The organism is Paenibacillus sp. FSL H7-0940 (assembly GCF_037979415.1).
In the GTDB taxonomy this organism is placed as follows: Bacteria; Bacillota; Bacilli; order Paenibacillales; family Paenibacillaceae; genus Paenibacillus; species Paenibacillus amylolyticus.
In genome coordinates this window covers 703,572-721,825 of record NZ_CP150280.1, presented here as the reverse complement: position 1 = coordinate 721,825, position 18,254 = coordinate 703,572, and the positions used below count along the sequence as shown (strand labels likewise).

General features: G+C 47.1%; 17 protein-coding genes. 1 reads left to right on the top strand and 16 read right to left on the bottom strand.

Features of this window, described 5'->3' with window-relative positions; translation table 11 throughout:
* Positions 1 to 55: 55 nt before the first annotated feature.
* On the bottom strand, positions 56 to 1,432 hold the full coding sequence (locus MHB71_RS03010; protein ID WP_047843789.1) for a class I SAM-dependent rRNA methyltransferase: 1,377 nt from the start codon (positions 1,430 to 1,432) through the stop codon (positions 56 to 58).
* 699 nt (positions 1,433 to 2,131) lie between these two features.
* On the opposite strand from MHB71_RS03010, the gene MHB71_RS03005 reads away from it, so the two are divergent.
* Positions 2,132 to 3,133, top strand: coding sequence for a Na/Pi symporter (locus tag MHB71_RS03005; protein ID WP_340028822.1), 1,002 nt, complete (start codon positions 2,132 to 2,134; stop codon positions 3,131 to 3,133).
* 57 nt (positions 3,134 to 3,190) lie between these two features.
* On the opposite strand, the gene MHB71_RS03000 is transcribed toward MHB71_RS03005, so the two are convergent.
* From MHB71_RS03000 to lepA, 15 genes are all read right to left on the bottom strand, one after another.
* Entirely contained in the window at positions 3,191 to 3,625 is a 435-nt protein-coding gene (locus MHB71_RS03000) for an NUDIX domain-containing protein (RefSeq protein WP_036615070.1), read from the bottom strand.
* A 113-nt stretch (positions 3,626 to 3,738) separates the two neighbouring features.
* Positions 3,739 to 5,085 (bottom strand): tRNA (N(6)-L-threonylcarbamoyladenosine(37)-C(2))-methylthiotransferase MtaB, encoded by a 1,347-nt coding sequence (gene mtaB, locus MHB71_RS02995; RefSeq protein WP_340028821.1) that lies wholly within the window; start codon positions 5,083 to 5,085, stop codon positions 3,739 to 3,741.
* 2 nt (positions 5,086 to 5,087) lie between these two features.
* Complete coding sequence (locus MHB71_RS02990; protein ID WP_036615075.1) at positions 5,088 to 5,852, bottom strand: RsmE family RNA methyltransferase; 765 nt, start codon at positions 5,850 to 5,852, stop codon at positions 5,088 to 5,090.
* 137 nt (positions 5,853 to 5,989) lie between these two features.
* Positions 5,990 to 6,670 carry a site-2 protease family protein gene (locus tag MHB71_RS02985; RefSeq protein WP_036668570.1) on the bottom strand — a complete coding sequence of 227 codons (681 nt, stop codon included), beginning with the start codon at positions 6,668 to 6,670 and terminating at the stop codon, positions 5,990 to 5,992.
* Between the two features lie 3 nt (positions 6,671 to 6,673).
* Positions 6,674 to 7,639: a 50S ribosomal protein L11 methyltransferase gene (gene prmA, locus MHB71_RS02980; RefSeq protein WP_340028820.1), complete on the bottom strand. Its 966-nt coding sequence runs from the start codon at positions 7,637 to 7,639 to the stop codon at positions 6,674 to 6,676.
* A gap of 190 nt (positions 7,640 to 7,829) precedes the next feature.
* The gene (locus MHB71_RS02975; RefSeq protein WP_036668568.1) at positions 7,830 to 8,222 is read right to left on the bottom strand and encodes a hypothetical protein; all 393 of its coding nucleotides are present in this window, start codon (positions 8,220 to 8,222) and stop codon (positions 7,830 to 7,832) included.
* Positions 8,215 to 8,394, bottom strand: coding sequence for a YfhD family protein (locus tag MHB71_RS02970; protein WP_017687220.1), 180 nt, complete (start codon positions 8,392 to 8,394; stop codon positions 8,215 to 8,217). The genes MHB71_RS02975 and MHB71_RS02970 overlap by 8 nt, the downstream gene beginning before the upstream one ends.
* Before the next feature lie 258 nt (positions 8,395 to 8,652).
* Positions 8,653 to 9,021: a hypothetical protein gene (locus MHB71_RS02965; RefSeq protein WP_017687219.1), complete on the bottom strand. Its 369-nt coding sequence runs from the start codon at positions 9,019 to 9,021 to the stop codon at positions 8,653 to 8,655.
* 240 nt (positions 9,022 to 9,261) lie between these two features.
* On the bottom strand, positions 9,262 to 10,386 hold the full coding sequence (dnaJ, locus tag MHB71_RS02960) for a molecular chaperone DnaJ (RefSeq protein WP_036615086.1): 1,125 nt from the start codon (positions 10,384 to 10,386) through the stop codon (positions 9,262 to 9,264).
* Positions 10,387 to 10,515: 129 nt separating this feature from the next.
* The gene (gene dnaK / locus MHB71_RS02955; RefSeq protein WP_047843796.1) at positions 10,516 to 12,360 is read right to left on the bottom strand and encodes a molecular chaperone DnaK; all 1,845 of its coding nucleotides are present in this window, start codon (positions 12,358 to 12,360) and stop codon (positions 10,516 to 10,518) included.
* A 161-nt stretch (positions 12,361 to 12,521) separates the two neighbouring features.
* Positions 12,522 to 13,085 carry a nucleotide exchange factor GrpE gene (gene grpE, locus MHB71_RS02950; protein ID WP_036668567.1) on the bottom strand — a complete coding sequence of 188 codons (564 nt, stop codon included), beginning with the start codon at positions 13,083 to 13,085 and terminating at the stop codon, positions 12,522 to 12,524.
* A gap of 44 nt (positions 13,086 to 13,129) precedes the next feature.
* On the bottom strand, positions 13,130 to 14,161 hold the full coding sequence (gene hrcA / locus MHB71_RS02945) for a heat-inducible transcriptional repressor HrcA (protein ID WP_036615092.1): 1,032 nt from the start codon (positions 14,159 to 14,161) through the stop codon (positions 13,130 to 13,132).
* A 254-nt stretch (positions 14,162 to 14,415) separates the two neighbouring features.
* Positions 14,416 to 14,886 carry an N-acetyltransferase gene (locus MHB71_RS02940; protein ID WP_036668566.1) on the bottom strand — a complete coding sequence of 157 codons (471 nt, stop codon included), beginning with the start codon at positions 14,884 to 14,886 and terminating at the stop codon, positions 14,416 to 14,418.
* A gap of 118 nt (positions 14,887 to 15,004) precedes the next feature.
* Positions 15,005 to 16,189, bottom strand: a complete 1,185-nt coding sequence (gene hemW, locus MHB71_RS02935; RefSeq protein ID WP_036668565.1) for a radical SAM family heme chaperone HemW — start codon at positions 16,187 to 16,189, stop codon at positions 15,005 to 15,007.
* A gap of 222 nt (positions 16,190 to 16,411) precedes the next feature.
* Complete coding sequence (gene lepA, locus MHB71_RS02930; protein ID WP_036615097.1) at positions 16,412 to 18,226, bottom strand: translation elongation factor 4; 1,815 nt, start codon at positions 18,224 to 18,226, stop codon at positions 16,412 to 16,414.
* Positions 18,227 to 18,254: the final 28 nt, after the last annotated feature.

The following is an 18,254-nucleotide window of genomic DNA, read 5'->3' as shown; positions in this document are numbered from 1 at the left end:
ACTGTGGACTTTTGACTTGATCTATACTTGATTGGAACGAAAATCAATCATACGATTAATTCTTTTTACTGCGCACTTCGAAAATAGCAAATTTCAGGTAATGTCCTTCATCCACGCCCAAAATTTGTGGGTGATCCTTACCGGCTGCTTTCCAGTCGATCAAACGAAGCACTTTGCCTGCATCTTCCGCTGCATCGGCAATCGTATCCAGGAAGAGGTCTGGACGCATGTGATACGAACAGCTGGCTGTTACCAAATATCCACCCTCATTGACCAGTTTCATTCCTTGCAGATTGATATCTTTATAACCGCGACATGCACCTTTAACTGCTGATTTCGTTTTGGCAAATGCAGGAGGATCAAGGATGACCACATCAAATGTTTTACCGCCAGCTGCAAGCGCTTTGGATGTATCCACTTTCTGTTCGCCTGCACGTGCACGTGCGGTACGTTCATCCAGCCCTTTCACTTGTTCACGCAAGTACTGGAATGCATCAGCAACTACGAACTCGACCCGGTCAGTGAAACCGTTCAGCTCCACATTTGTTCGTGCACTCTCAATGGCATGCTCCGAAATATCAAGACAAGTCACTTTTTTGGCTCCATACTTGCAAGCATTCAACGTAAAGCTGCCCGTGTGTGAGAAACACTCCAGTACAGTGGCACCATCCCAATATGGGAATGTAACTACTTTACCACTTTTATTCACAGGCAAAAGCTGCTCTGTGCCATCCTGCTCGGTCGTTTGTAGTGTGATTCCACTCTTGTAGCCCCAACCCTTCATAAGCGGTTCGATGGCTGCACGATTCTCGCGTTGGTCGAAGAAGTAACCTGTCTTCTGCCCTTCCACGATATCCACTTTAATGAGTAGTCCATTTTCTGTAACGGTGACATGCCGTGGGCACTCTCCGTAAAGCGGACCTTTGGTCTGCTCCAAACCTTCCAGTTCACGAATTGAGACATCACTGCGCTCATATATGCCTTCTGGCTGCATTACTTCAATGAGTGCCTGTACGATGGCTTCACGGCAACGATCCATGCCAAGTGTAAGCAACTGTACAACGAGGATGCTACCGAAACGGTCAACGATCAATCCTGGTAGAAAATCAGCTTCTCCGTAAACGAGCCGGTATGCCTCGCCATCCTGTATAAAACGTTCCCGGTGACGCAAACAATCGCGGAAACGCGCTGCAAAAAACGCGGTGTCCATCTGTTCGGACTCCAGAGGTTGATACGCTACAACTCTTACAGTGATTTGAGATGCGGGATTGTAATATCCTGTCGCCAGATAGCGACCTTGATGATTCAATACATTGACCAGATCTCCCGGTTCCGGGTTTCCGTCAACAGAGGCAATTTCATTGTTAAATATCCATGGATGTGCATGTTCAAGCCGCTTTTTGCGACTGCGTTCGAGTGTAACTGATGGCAAGGTAGATCCACTTCCTTTAATTTAATAGTTCAAAAGATAGGTTTGGTGCGGCGCGTAAATGACGTTCCGGGTTCGAATCGATCTTCCGATCGCTGTTGTCTCCAGATTTTTTTGATTCCCTTTCTTAAAGGGGAAAATCCGGAGACAAAGGCGCACGCTTCGCTTCTTCAGATTCGATTTCGTCCCCTCCACTACGCTTGCACGAATCACCGTATCTTTCGAATTGGGGTGCGGCAGTTAAGAGACGTTTCGGTTACGAATCGATCTTCCGATCGCTGTTGTCTCCAGATTTTTTTGATTCCCTTTTTTAAAGGGAAAATCCGGACACAAAGGCGCACGCTTCGCTTCTTCAGATTCGATTTCGTCCCCTCCACTACGTTTGCACGAATCACCGTATCTTTCGAATTGGGGTGCAGCAATAGGTGACGTTCCGGTTACGAATCAATCTTCTGATCGCTGTTGTCTCCAGATTTTTTTGATTCCCTTTCCTAAAGGGAAAATCCGGACACAAAGGCGCACGCTTCGCTTCTTCAGATTCGATTTCGTCCCCTCCACTACGTTTGCACGAATCACCGTATCTTTCGAATTGGGGTGGGGTAATTTAGGTCGCTTCCCTCTGAATTCCTTTAGGCTTGTCATGGTTGTCTTTTCTTACTCATAGGATGAGTTAAGGAACCGGACGGAAGGAATGATATTTCTATGTTTAGAGATGTTATATTGCCCCTACTCTATGGGCTTATTATCTTTTTTGGTGGCATGAAGCTGATGGAGAACGCCTTGCAGCGCATGGCTGGGCCCATGTTGGCGGGTTGGCTCAATCGCGCCACCTCTGCTCCATGGAAAGGCATGGCCTTCAGTGCGGGCGCAACAGCCCTGTTACAGAGCAGTACTGCGGTCACCGTACTCACCATTGGACTGGCTAATGCCAGATTAATTACCTATGGACGCACACTCGGCATCATCCTCGGCACCAACATCGGGACATGCCTGACAACGGAGCTGGTGGGACTGCAGATCGGCCGTGCTTCCCTGCCGCTACTCGTCCTGTCGCTGACGGGCTGGGCCATGTTTGTTGTTCTTGGTGAACGCAATCTGGCCGCTCCTGAACGCACGCGTCAGACTCTGTTTAACATCCAGTACAGCTTCCTCGCAGCTGCGGGATTTGCACTTGTTATGACAGGTATTCAGGTGATGCAATCCATTGCCTTACCCTTGCGGAGCATGGGCGTATTTCAATGGTTTCTTGACCGCTCGGCCGACAGCTTGTGGTGGGGCTTCCTGGCAGGTGCCTGTCTGACAGCGCTCATTCACAGCAGCGCAGCTGTCATTAGCATGGCGATTACGCTGGCAGCCACAGGGGTATTACCTGTGGAGATCGGCATCGCCATTGTGATCGGGTCCAATGTGGGGACCTGCATCACCGCTGTGATTGCTGCCGCGGGCGGAGCATCCGCAGGCAAATTTGTCGCAGCCTCCCATGTTGTATTAAACATTGCGGGAGCGCTGCTGTTTATGCCGCTGATCGGCCAGCTGCATGCAGCTTCGGCTTGGCTGTCAGCGGACAACGGGGCACAGATTGCGCATGCCCAGACCCTTTTTAACATCACCAGTTCACTGCTTGCTTTACCGTTCTGTTACTTGCCAATCTGGCACAAAAAACCACCGGTCCACGCCCCCGCGGCGAAGTCACCCGTGGCTTGATGATCTGCCTATCCAAACCCACAGAGCGCGCGGCTAACTGACTCGAACAATAGTGCGTTATACGTTAATGCCTAACTTGTTCAGGGCTACACGCAAGATATCATCGTTATTATCATATCCGCTCTGCTGCTGTAAGGACCATGCTTCTTCCGGAGCATACCAATCCACACCCTTGATTTCTTCAATCTGAGGCTGTAGATCACCACTCTCGGCTTCAACGAGATAATAATGAACTTCCTTGTCCACCGGACCAAAGTCTGCATGTTGGTACGTGTATGCAATGATATCAACCGGCTCTACAATGCGACCCACCATACCTGTCTCTTCCAAAATCTCGCGCAGTGCCGTCTGTTCAATTGTTTCTCCATCTTCCATTTTGCCCTTGGCGAGAGTTGTTTTACCATAACGATCTACGATAAGCTGAATTTGAAGACGTCCGTCTTCCCCTGTTCTATAAACAACTCCGCCTGCTGAAATTTCTTTTTTGTTCATCGTGCTCTCCCCCATCAATTTGGATATCTTTATCTTATTTTTTGCAAAAGAAGGACCTCATCTCCCCGGGTAAGCTCCCCAAGGAAATGAAATCCTTGTTTCTGACGCCTCGATTACATCGCGGCGGACTTAAGATTCTCTTCCAACACACGTACCAGCGTAGCCTGACTCTCGTTGACGCCGGCTTCAACCACTTTGACTCGGCACACTTTACCGACCATATCCATCGTCCCGTCAAAGACCAGTTGAATGTAGTTGTCGCTATAACCGTGCAGCTTGCCACTTCCCTCGCGGCCCTTGGCTTCCCCTTCGGGAATAACATCCAGTACCCGTCCAACAAACTGCTCAGCGTACTCCAGCTGCATCTGCTCAGACAAGTCAATCAGTTCATGCACACGTGCATTTTTGACTTCTTCGTCCACCTGATCTTCCATTCGTGCTGCTGGCGTACCCGTACGCTTGGAATAAGGGAATACGTGCATTTCGGAAAAACCGATCTTCCGCATCAACTCATAGCCATTACGGTACATCTCATCCGTCTCACCTGGAAATCCAACAATGATGTCTGTTGTAATCGCTACATCCGGCATTGCTTCCCGAATGCGAAGCATCTTGTTGTAAAACTCTTCTGTCGTATATTTGCGGCGCATGCGTTTCAACACCGCATCATCACCCGCTTGCAGCGGAATATGGAAGTGACGAACGAGTTTATCGGAACGTTTGATCACGTCGAGCATGCGGTCATCGATCTGACTGGCTTCAATCGAGCTGATTCGAATACGCTCCAAACCCTCTACCTTATCCAAATCCCACAGTAGATCCGTCAGATCATAGTTCTCCATGTCATCGCCATACCCACCTGTATGAATACCAGTCAGAACAATCTCCTTGTATCCGGCGTGTACAAGTTGATGCGCCTGTTGAATAATGCTGTTCGCCTCACGGCTGCGTGAGAGACCACGAGACCACGGAATAATGCAGAATGTACAGAAGTTATTGCAACCATCTTGAATTTTTAGGAAAGCTCGGGTACGATCAGCAAAATCAGGTACATCCATTTCTTCAAACACACGGGTTTTCATAATATTACGCACCGCATTAACCGGTTGACGGGACTCCTGAATTTCATTAACATATGGCAAAATCTTGTCACGGTCCTGTGTACCGATAACCAGATCCACCCCTGGGATGTCCAGAATCTCTGCCGGAGAAGTCTGCGCGTAGCAGCCTGTAACGGCCACAATCGCCTCCGGGTTGCGCCGAATGGCACGACGAATAATTTGACGGCTCTTTTTGTCGCCGGTATTGGTTACTGTACAAGTATTAATCAAGTATACATCCGCTGTCTGTTCATCAAAGTCCACTTGATCGTAACCTTCGTTTTTGAACAATTGCCAAATCGCCTCTGTATCATAGAAATTAACTTTGCAGCCTAAGGTGTAAAACGCCACGGATGGCATAATTACATTCCTCCCATTTCTCCGGATTCATATAGCACGCAAGTTAGTGCTGCCATTCCAGCTGTCTCAGCACGCAAAATGCGTTTGCCCAGTCCAACAGATACAGCACCTGCCTGATCAGCCTCTGCCGTCTCCTTCTCAGAAAATCCACCTTCCGGTCCAACCACGATCAAAACTTCTGCACTTGCATCAGGTGCAAGCTGCTCTATAAACGGCTTCAATGCATCTCTCAGCTGTTTACCATTTTCTTTCTCATAACAATAACATACAAGGCTATAGCCCTCAAAAGAAGATAACAGCCCTTTCCAGGAAAGCGGCTGCTCGACGGATGGAATACGATTCCGGTGACTCTGTTCGGCAGCTTCCTTGGCAATTTTCCGCCACCGCTCCAACCGTTTGCCTTCTTTCTTGGCATCATATTGCACAATCGTACGTTCTGATAGGAAGGGTACAAATGATACCGCCCCAATCTCAGTACATCTCTGGATGACTGTTTCCATCTTGTCACCCTTGGGCAAACTCTGTGCCACGGTTACACGAATCCGTGCTTCATGGTCCATCTCGAGAGGTTCCACAATATTGGCTGTCACTTGGCCAACTTCAATACTCTCAATTTCCACGAGTGCTTCTCTGGAGTTTCCGTCACTGACAATCAGTTTATCTCCAGGTTTACCACGCATGACCTTGCCAATATGGCGTGCATCATCACCTGTGATAATCACAGCGTGTTCATTAAACTGTTCTGCAGATACAAAATATCGCTGCATAAGTCAATCCACCCATTCTGTCCTGTTATGACTGGAATTCACCCCGCCTGATGACAGGCGTGAATCCAATCGCCACAGATGATCATACAACTTTTACGTGTTTCTGACCAGTATTCCAGTCCATAAACAATGCGCTTTTAGCGATATAATTCGATAATCACCTTTGCCAGATCCACATACATCGTTTGCGCAAACTCATACAAAGGTTGAATCGTCACATTTTGCAACGGAGGTATAACAAGAATCAATAGGAAGATAAAAATAGACCATTGCTCCACCCCTTGCAGCTTGCGGCTGATTGAAGGTGGCAGTAGATCCTCTAGAATCCGATAACCATCCAGTGGTGGCAACGGAATCAAGTTAAACAGGAACAGGAAAAAGTTGGTTAAGTTAAAGATAGCGAAAAACGTCGTGATTGCTGTGAGCAGACGCTCATTATCAATCCCACCGAGTGCTCCCGAACCAACCAGTGAAGCATAGATGATTGTACCGATGATCGCGAGCAAAAGATTGCTCAGAGGCCCTGCTGCAGATACGATGATGCCCATCAATCTAGGTTTGTCGAAGTTAGCCCGATTAACGGGAACTGGACGTGCCCAACCAAAGCCGGCAATAATGAGCAGCAGCACACCTAACAAGTCAAAGTGTACAACCGGATTCAGCGTGACCCGACCCAACAGCTTCGCTGTTGGATCACCAAATTTGTTAGCAAAATACGCATGCGAGAATTCATGCACCGTAAATGCGATCAGAATGGTCAGCAGGAAAAACGGAAGCTGATCGATCGGATAACGAAAGAACGAATTCCAAAAGTCCATACGTTACCCCCTTCTGGCTACAAATGCCAGCCAATCCTCATCACGGTGGATCGCACTCACTTCAAATCCGGAGGCTACCAGTGCATCATGCACAACCTGCTCTTTGTTCTTCCAAATGCCGGATACAATATAGGTGCCACCAGACTCAAGCGCATTATAGACATCGTCTACGAACAACAAAATGATCTCAGCCAGAATGTTCGCCACGACAACCTTAACCGGCAGTTGTACACCAAGTGCAGGGTCCTGACTCCCAAGGACGGACAACAGATCACTCTCTTTAACCGTAATTTGTTGCTCCAGCCCATTCAGTTCCACATTCTCCCTGGCACTGATTACCGCAACCGGATCAAGATCAAGCGCCAGTACATGTTTTGCCCCAAGTTTTATCGCTCCAATAGCCAAAATACCAGAACCTGTACCTACGTCAATGACTTCCTCGCCGCCCTGAATAACCGTTTCCAGTGTGCGCAAGCAGAGGGAGGTCGTTGGATGTGTTCCTGTACCAAAGGCCATGCCTGGATCAAGCTCAATAATTTTCTCATCCAGACTTTCAGGCGTATACTCTTCCCAAGTTGGCTTGATCGTCAAACGTTCCGATACACGTACCGGCTTGAAATATTGTTTCCAGGCTGTTGCCCAGTCATCTTCATCCACTGTACGCGTCTCATAACGAACCTCACCTGTATCAATTCCGAATTCGGAGAGTTCCTCAACTCTTGGATTAACTTCTGACTGTAATGCAACCATATCCGTACCTTCGGAGAAGTATCCTTTGATGACCGCAAAGCCTTCCGGAATATCATTCAAAGGAACGTCGTATAACTCACCATATGTCGTGTCCCGTTTTTTATTTAAAGTACCGGACTCTTCAATCGAAACCCCTCCAGCACCCGCTTCATGTAAAAAATTCGAAATCATCTCCACAGCTTCTTCTGTGGTATGTATTGTTAGTTCATGCCATAACATACTTGGTTTTTCCTCCTCATTTTTCAAACATCCCAACTATTGTACTACACAAGCTAGCCGGAGCACAAAGCCGCACCAGTAAAAGAAAAACAAAACAGGATATCCGCAGCCTGACTGCTCGAATATCCTGTCATCTATTCATACATATCTGTTTCATATACTTCAGCATATTGCATAATTTGAATCTCAGTTAGCAAAAACGCCCACCATTCTGCGTGATCATCTCTGCGGCTTGCGGGAGCGAATCATTGGATACGGACACGGTCAGCAAAATTTCTTGTTTTAGCCTGTTGGCCGAGTCCTCTTTGGGTGTATCATACACCTGACCATTGGACAACATTTCCGTTTCATCACTAATCAAGGCAAGTACATTCAGTTCGCCACTAAATCCTCCGACGACGGCCGTAGGAGAATTATCGGAGCCCGTAACATCGTTTGAGTCCAATGCAGACGCTTCATTGCCAAGGCTCTCAATGCTTAATTGGTTCGGGTGCAAAAATTCCAGGGCTCTGCGTGCAGACTCGGCCTCAGTCCAGCTTGTAAAAACAGCTTCGAGGGTCACTGCCGAGCGATCTTCAGTCATGAAGCTCCCGTCCCTGTCGTCGATCAGCCGCTTCACTGCGGCGTAGTGCTTCTATATCTTCATGATCCGCAGCTTCAGCGCTGAATTCCACGTCCTCATTTTTTGCGGATTGCATACGTTTCATCTTTTCCGTTTTCGTTAAGATCTTGCCTGGACGTTCATGTTCAGCCATTGTAATGCTCCTCCTTCAAATTAAAATGAACTAATATTTGTTACACTGTAAGACTCCGATTGTAGCCCCATCCTCCGATCGCTGTTATCTCCAGATTCCTTCAACTCCCTCCTTAAAGGGAGAAATCCGGGGATAGCGTATGCTTCCGAAGCAGCTTTCTTGCGAAAGCTTTTAGGCGAACGCTTCGCTTCTTCAGATTGGTTCTACACTCTCCGTTAAAGTGTAATTATCTGTCCATCTTATATGGATTTCTTGAAACTAGATCATTCCACCGGCTTGTTCGATAATAGACATAGCGCGGTGATGTACCGATTCATCTACGATGACAGTAAGTAATACATCTCTTCCTGTAGGTCCACCCTGTCCACCATCACTCATGCCGCTTGCAGAAGGGTCCGCCGCAGCCATGATTCCAGCACTGGCATTTGTTTGCATCGAATCGGGCACCCATGATGAAAAACTGCCGGAAACGCCCGGCTTGTAGGAAGCCCCGCTTGGTCCTACACCCGCATATCGGCTGAATCGATTAATCGACAGGTCCTCCACTCGCAATGCCTCCAGTTTTTTGGCCGCCCCTTGAGCCTGCTCCGGGCTGTGAAAGTACGCCAAAATATTTTTCTCGGTCATCCGCTTCACCTGCTTCCCTAATTTCTCGCATATCAGCTATGCATATCATTCTCGCCATGCTATCTTTCCGCAAGTTTGCTCAGAATATACCGAAATGCTCCCACAAATTGCTGTCGAGCTTCGTAGCATAGATCCATGGATTTCACAAAAACCACTGAACCACAAAAAAAGGCGCACAAAAAAGGACACCCTGCGGTAAAAACCGCTGTGGTGTCCTTTTGGACTTGCTTTATTTTATTCTCAGTCGCCGCGGAAGGCGCGTTTCACTCTATCAAAGAAAGATTGTTCATGCTCATGTGTTTGCTCTCCATCCAGCGAAGCAATTTGGCGAAGCAGATCTTTCTGCTCGTCATTCAGCTTACTAGGTGTAACCACAACCACTTTCACATGCTGATCCCCTTGCCCCATACCGCGCAGGCGTGGTACACCTTTGCCTTTGAGGCGGAAATACGTTCCCGTTTGTGTACCAGCTGGTACTTTCAACTTCACTTTCTCGGTGAGCGTCGGGATCTCAACTTCATCTCCCAGAGCTGCCTGAGCAAAGGTAAGTGGGATTTCGCAATAAATATCGTCGCCTTCACGCTCGAAGAAATCATGTGATTTCACGCGAATGACAATATACAGATCTCCCGCTGGTCCGCCACGCAGGCCGCCTTCGCCCTCACCTGTCATACGCAGTTGCGCGCCATCATCTACACCCGCTGGAATGCGGACATGGATTTTGCGTTGCTTGCGGACTTTACCGCTGCCACTGCACGTTGTACATTTTTCTTTGATAATTTGGCCCGAACCGCTACAGTTCGAACATGCACGACGATTAACCATACGACCAAACGGTGTATTTTGCACGACTTCCTGCTGACCGCTACCTTGGCAGACCGAGCAGGTTTCCGGTTTCGTTCCAGGTTTGGCACCTGAGCCATGACAGGTATCACAGCCTTCGGTACGCGGAATCGTAATATCGGTTTCTTTACCGAATACAGCTTCCTTGAACTCAATCGTCATCGTGTATTGCAGATCATTCCCCCGTTGCGGAGCATTTGGATCACGTCGTCCACCGCCACCGCCGCCAAAGAACATGTCGAAGATGTCGCCAAATCCGCCGCCGCCAAAATCACCGCCACCACCGAATCCACCTTGATTCGGATCGACATGACCATATTGATCATATTGTGCACGCTTCTGACCGTCACTCACTACGTCGTAAGCTTCTTTAACTTCTTTAAATTTAGCTTCCGCATCAGCAGCCTTGTTTACGTCAGGGTGATACTGACGGGCAAGCTTACGGTAAGCCTTTTTAATTTCATCGTCGTTAGCCGTTTTACTAACGCCAAGCACCTCATAATAATCACGCTTTTCAGCCACTCTTCCACCCCCATATCATTCACCATATCGCACATCGTGACAAAAGGAAAGCCAAAGCGCGGGAGCCCCGGCTATGACTTTCCCTCTAATTCGAACGTCACCGATGTTTAATTCGCGTAGAACTACGAATTAGTTTTGTTTTTTATCTTCATCCACAACTTCGTAATCAGCGTCTACGACGTTGTCACGTTTAGCAGAACCTTGTTGCTCTTCAGCACCTTGTGCTTCTTGCTCTTGCGCCTGAGCTTGCTCATACAGTTTCACAGACAGTTGTTGAACGATCTCTGTCAGTTCTTCTGTAGCAGCTTTGATATCTTCCAGGTTGTCGGAAGCCAGAACGCCTTGCAGTTTTTCTTTGGCAGCATTTGCTTTTTCAACTTCGCCAGCATCTGCTTTTTCGCCAAGATCTTTGATCGTTTTGTCAACAGAGTAGATCAATTGATCTGCACTGTTTTTCGCTTCAACGAGTTCTCTGCGTTTTTTATCTTCTTCAGCATGCAACTCAGCATCTTTCATCATTTGCTCAACTTCAGCATCGCTCAAACCGCTGGAAGAAGTGATTGTGATTTTTTGAGTTTTGTTCGTACCTTTATCTGTTGCAGATACGTTAACGATACCGTTGGCATCAATATCGAAGCTAACTTCGATCTGTGGAACGCCACGTGGAGCTGGTGGAATATCACCCAACATGAAACGTCCAAGCGATTTGTTACCCGCTGCCATCTCACGCTCACCTTGCAGAACATGAATCTCAACGCTTGGTTGATTGTCTGCATACGTGGAGAACACTTGAGATTTGCTTGTAGGGATCGTAGTGTTACGCTCGATCATTTTAGTGAATACGCCACCCGCTGTTTCGATACCCAGGGACAATGGCGTTACGTCGAGCAATACAACGTCTTTAACGTCACCTGTCAGTACGCCCGCTTGTACAGCAGCACCCAAAGCTACAACTTCATCCGGGTTAACGCCTTTGTGTGGCTCTTTACCCGTCAGTTTTTTGATTGCTTCTTGTACTGCTGGAATACGTGTCGAACCACCAACCAATACGATCTTGTCGATATCGTTAGGCGTCATACCCGCATCACTCAATGCACGACGAGTTGGTTCAAGCGTACGCTCAACCAGACCTTCAGAGATTTCTTCAAATTTCGCACGGCTCAGGTTCAACTCCAAATGCTGAGGAACGCCATCAGCAACTGTGATGAACGGCAAGGAGATCGTTGTAGTCAATACGCCGGAAAGTTCTTTTTTCGCTTTTTCCGCTGCATCTTTCAAACGTTGAACCGCTGCTTTATCTTTACTCAAGTCAATGCCTTGATCTTTTTTGAATTCACTTACGAGGTAATCAATGATCACTTGGTCAAAGTCATCCCCGCCTAGTTTGTTGTCCCCGCTAGTTGCTTTAACTTCGAAGAAGCCATCACCCAGTTCAAGAATGGATACGTCGAACGTACCGCCACCCAGGTCATATACGAGGATCGTTTGGTCTTCGGATTTCTCCATACCGTATGCCAAAGCTGCTGCTGTTGGCTCGTTGACGATACGCAGAACTTCCAAACCTGCAATTTTACCCGCATCTTTAGTCGCTTGGCGCTGACTGTCATTGAAGTAAGCTGGTACAGTGATAACTGCTTGAGTTACCGTTTGACCCAGATAAGCTTCAGCATCGGATTTCAATTTTTGCAGAATGATTGCAGAGATCTCTTGTGCGGAGTAGTCTTTGCTATCGATTGTTTCCTTGTGGGAAGTACCCATGTGACGTTTGATCGACATGATGGTACGATCCGGATTGGTGATGGCTTGACGTTTTGCTGTTTCACCAACAACGCGCTCTCCATCCTTTTTGAAACCAACTACGGATGGAGTTGTACGTGCGCCCTCCGGATTTGGAATTACGACAGCCTCGCCGCCTTCCATTACTGCTACGCATGAGTTTGTTGTTCCTAAGTCAATACCAATTACTTTGCTCATCCGAAAATTTCCTCCCTCAACAATTTAAAATGAATGGGTCTGATCTGACCCTTATTTAGATGTTCATGTTGCTAATCGTGCTCTATGTGTACAAACCTTTATATTAAACTTCGCCCACATTGTTCAACCATGGAGCCGACTCATTCCTTCCTATAAGGAATTTATGAGCTGACTTTAACCATAGCTGGACGAAGCACTTTATCTTTCAGCATGTAGCCTTTTTGGACTTCCTCAACAACGATACCTTCTTCGTACTCGTCGCTCTCCACTTGCATAATTGCTTGGTGGAATTCAGGATTGAACGGTTGTCCTACCGATTCCATAGCCGTCAGACCTTCATTATTCATCACGGTTTCCAATTGACGGAAAATCATTTGGATGCCCTTGGAGAAAGATTCGACTTCTGCTCCTTCCGGTACAGTAGCCATGGCGCGCTCGAAGTTATCAATAACCGGTACCAGTTCGGTGACCAGCTTCATCGAAGCGTATTTAGCCAATTCTTCTTTTTCCTTCTGCGTACGACGACGGAAGTTATCAAAATCAGCCTGTGCACGGACATAACGCTGTTGTTGCTCCTCAGCTTCTGCCTTCAGACGTGCAAGCTCATCCTGCTCCTGACCAGCCATCTCTTCAGCTTGTGCTTCTGCAGCGCCAGCTTCATTAATAGGCTCCTGCTCAGTTGCTGTTACCTCTTGTTCTTCTGTAAATGATTGCTCCTCTTTCAAGATGTTCACCTCCTTATACGAATGAAATGGTTCATTCCCGAATCTTATTTGAAACGATGTGTTAGCATCGCCGTCAAGTCACGGGATAGTGTATTTAAAATATGAATGACACGTGCATAATCCATCCGCGTGGGTCCTAGAATACCGATCGACCCCAAAGCCTCACCGTCCAATGAATAGGAGGCTGTAATCAGGCTGCAGTTGGCAAAGGCTTCATGATCATTCTCAGTGCCGATTCGCACTTGAATACCAGATCCACCCGGCACGGGCATCATCAATTTCATGAGTGTTGGTGTCTCTTCCAGCAGGTCAAGAATATCTTTTACCTTTTCGATATCTTTAAACTCCGGTTGTGTCAACATATTAGTGGCACCACTGAGGAACAGACGATTATCATGTTCATTGTCAAAGGCACTGTTGAGCACCTGCATAACTTCCTCGTAACGTGTAATATGCCGTTCCATCTCTTGCCCAAGTTCGGTATAAAGACGGGATTTCAATTTGTAGATTGGTACGCCCACAAGCTTGGTATTTAACAAGCGAACGACATTTTCCATCTCGGCTACCGAGATTTCTGGTGGAATCTGAACCGTCTTGTTCTCCACTTGACCTGTATTGGTCACGATAATTGCCACAGCTTCACTCTCGTTCAACGGAAGCAATTGGAAGTGACGTAAGGACGTATGGAATACTTCCGGTCCAAGCAGGATCGAAGTATAATTCGTCATATGTGACAAAATATTGGATGCATGCTGAATAACTTGTTCCATGACGTTCAGTTTTTCAGCAAAGAACGACTTCAGATCATCCAACTCCTGAGGCTCCACCTGATTCCAAGGGACCAAATGATCGACATAATATCGATAGCCTTTATGAGAAGGAATGCGTCCTGCTGATGTATGCGGCTGTTCCAGGAAACCCATATCTTCAAGGTCCGCCATTTCATTACGGATCGTCGCCGGACTGTATCCAACATCTCCCCTTTTGGAAATGCTCCGGGACCCTACGGGCTCAGCTGAACGGATATAGTCATCCACTATAGCGTTCAGAATCATTCGTTGACGCTCTGTTAACATGGTGAGTATCCCTCCTTCTGACTGTACTGTCCCATGTCGTTAGCACTCCGGTTAGATGAGTGCTAAGCGGTAATACAAAAATACCAAACTGACGTGAACATTGTCAAGTGAGTTTGATGAGTGGGCTCATCTATTTATAGTATAGACCAATGTCGACGAGTCCTAACAACTTTATTGAACATACTTTGAAGTAAAAAAGGACTGCATGTAGGGCAGAGGCAGACTCGGCTCGATCCATGCAGTCCATTCAGTTGTTAAGCTGAAACGTTAAGCTCTTTTAATACCGCGATCTCATCGCAACAATCCTGCTTGCTGCAATGAACACAGTCGGTCCATACTTTCTCAGGGAAAATCTCTTTTTCCACTACGGCAAACCCGTTTTTGAGGAAGAAGGATACTTCATATGTCAACGCCATAACCTTAGGAATCTGTTGTTTCTCTGCTTCTTCTACCAGTCGGTCCAGCAATCGGGAGCCAATACCGAGCCCTTTGTGTCCTTCCGAGATACCGAGTGATCTGACTTCCACCAAATCATTCCCCAGACGACAAAGCGATCCGCAACCCACCACTTCACCATCAACTTCGGCTACAACAAAGTGCTCCAGCTGTCGGTGCAGTATTTCCCGTGATCGCGGAAGCATGATCCCACGCTCTGCATAGCCCTTAATCATTTCATACAGTGGTTCAACATCTTCCGACACGGCTTTTCTGCATATTACCGACATCCTGCTCTCCTCCTATTACCAAGCTTTCCAGAGGAAAGCTGACTTCGTAGTTGTTAAATTAACACGCTCTGTAAAATCAATATGAATAAATATACAACAAATCGTATACAATTTCAAGCTACGAATTCAGCGATATGGACCCGATAAACTCCGCAAAAACGTCATTTCCGAACAGGATACCCTGCTCGCTCAGTCGGAAGCCGTCTGCCGTCCGCTCAAGCAACCCTGCATTCAACATTTTGCCCAAAGGCTTCGCAAACACTTCTTCCATAGACTCTCCGAACTGTTCGCTAAACCGAGAGGCCGAAGCTCCCTCCAACATTCTCAGTCCAACCATCAGATAATCTTCCATGGCCTCCGGGCGAGCAATCTCAAAATGATCCAGACGAGGCAGCCCTGCTCGTGAAGCTTCAACATAAGGATTTATACCTTTAATATTCATATGCCGTTCGCGGCCCACATATCCATGTGCACCTGCACCCAGACCGTAGTAGTCCTCATTACGCCAGTAGGTAATATTGTGACGACTCTCAAAGCCCGGCTTGGCAAAGTTGCTGATCTCGTATTGTCCATAGCCTGCTTCTTTCATACGTCTCATTAATAGAAGATACATCTCCAGCTCATCATCTTCATGAGGAAGTGGTAACTGGTTCTTCTGATACAGTGTATGGAAAAGTGTATTCTCTTCCACTTTCAGGCTGTAGATGGAGTAATGCGGCAGATCCAGTTCCAGCGCTTTGTCGATACTCTCATTCAACATTTCAACAGTCTGGTTTGGCAACCCAAACATCAGGTCAATGGACAGGTTATTCAAGCCTGCTTTACGAGCATTCTCCAAACTGCGGTATACATCATCCGTATTATGAATACGGCCAATGCCTGTCAGCAGATCATTCTGAAAAGCCTGCACGCCAAAACTGACGCGGTTGACGCCGCCTTCTTTCATCGCAGCGAGTTTCTCCGCATCCGTTGTTCCCGGGTTGGCTTCCATCGAAAATTCAATATCGTCTGCCCAATTTGGGAAATACGTCTTCACGGAACGAAGAAATACGGCCATCTCATCCGGTTTCAGAGCTGTTGGCGTACCCCCACCTACAAATATCGTCTTGATCTCACCCGGTGGATTGGCCTTAACTGTATGTTCCATCTCCCGTTCCAGCGCTTCGAGATATTGCATCACGGGCTGATCTTTCAGAACGTAAGAGTTAAAGTCGCAATAAAAACATTTATTCGTGCAAAAGGGAATGTGAAGATACACCGCTTGGGGCGCACCTGTCTTCCGGCTGTGTGCTGCCAATGTCATGGCAAGTCCCCCTCTATTTGAAAAAAGGAAAGCCATCCGGCTTCCCTTTCAGCTTAGTTATTTAATATTCTGTGTTGTACCCATGTTTGCAAGCAAACGTCCTACAATTCAATTTCGATACACACACTCTGTGATGTACCCGAGACAAAATATCGTTTATCCTTTCATACACAAATTATTGATGTACCAAAAGGATTCACGTGACGTTTGCAAGCAAACGTCCTAGTCATCAATTTTCAGTACCGCCATGAATGCCTCTTGCGGCACCTCAACGTTACCAACCTGCTTCATCCGCTTCTTACCTTCCTTCTGCTTCTCAAGCAGTTTCCGTTTCCGCGAGATGTCACCACCATAACACTTGGCAAGTACGTTTTTACGCATTGCTTTTACCGTCTCACGAGCAACGACCTTGGTACCTACAGATGCCTGAATTGGCACCTCGAACATTTGTCGTGGAATCAGCTCGCGCAGTTTCTCACAGACAATGCGTCCGCGATTATAGGCACGATCACGGTGAACGATGAAGGACAGAGCATCCACCTGTTCGCCATTGAGTACAATATCCATTTTTGCCAGATTGGACTGACGGTAACCGGACAGTTCATAATCCAGGGATGCATATCCTTTGGTACCGGATTTCAACTGGTCGAAGAAGTCATATACAATCTCGGACAACGGAATCTCATAGGTAATGGTAACCCGGGTTGTGTCCAGATATTCCATATTTACATATTCACCGCGTTTAGTCTGACACAGCTCCATAATGGTACCTACATAATCATTCGGTACGATAATATCTGCCTTGACGTATGGTTCCTCGACGTAATCAATCCGTCCCACCTCAGGATAGTTGGATGGGTTGTCGATTTTCATCACTTCACCATTCGTTAAGGTAACGTGATAGATTACACTTGGTGCCGTTGTGATCAACGGAATGTTAAACTCCCGCTCGATCCGCTCCTGGATAACGTCCATGTGAAGCAGTCCAAGGAATCCGCAACGGAATCCAAAACCGAGTGCACTGGATGTTTCCGGTTCAAAGCTCAGAGACGCATCGTTCAACTGCAATTTCTCCAACGCTTCACGCAGATCAACATAGTCCGATGTTTCGATCGGATAGAGACCACAATACACCATTGGGTTAATTTTACGATAACCCGGCAATGGTTCCGGTGTTGGATTTTTGGCATCCGTTACCGTATCCCCGACTTGTGTATCGCCAACATGCCGGATACCTGCAACGATAAATCCAACATCCCCGACGTTCAGCTCGTCCACGATGGTCATACGAGGTTTGAACGCTCCAACTTCAATGACTTCAAATGATTTACCTGTTGCCATCATTTTGATTTTGGAACCGGATTTGATTTTGCCGTCAACAACACGAACATATACGATTACACCTTTGTACGGGTCGTAGTGCGAGTCAAAAATCAGCGCTTTCAAAGGCTGGTCAGGATCACCAGTTGGTGCCGGAACACTTTTCACCACTTGCTCCAAAATTTCTTTGATTCCGATTCCTGATTTGGCCGAAGCCAAAACCGCATTACTTGTGTCCAAACCAATAACATCTTCCACTTCCTGCTTCACCCGTTCAGGATCAGCGCTCGGAAGGTCAATTTTGTTGATAACCGGTAAAATTTCAAGATTGTTATCCAATGCCAGATACACGTTGGCAAGTGTTTGGGCTTCAATTCCCTGAGCCGCATCCACAACCAGCAGAGCACCTTCACATGCAGCAAGACTGCGTGATACTTCATACGTGAAGTCTACGTGTCCCGGTGTATCAATCAGATTCAATAAATACTCTTCACCATCGTCCGCTTTGTAAGTCAAGGCTACTGCTTGTAGCTTGATCGTTATTCCACGTTCACGTTCAAGGTCCATTTTATCCAGAACTTGTTCCTGCATTTCACGTGAAGTGAGCGCACCTGTGTGCTCCAAGATCCGGTCCGCAAGTGTTGATTTGCCGTGATCTATATGTGCAATAATAGAAAAGTTACGAATTTTACGTTGTCTTGCCCGAATGTCAGTCATTCCTTACCCCCAGAAACAGCCTAGTGTC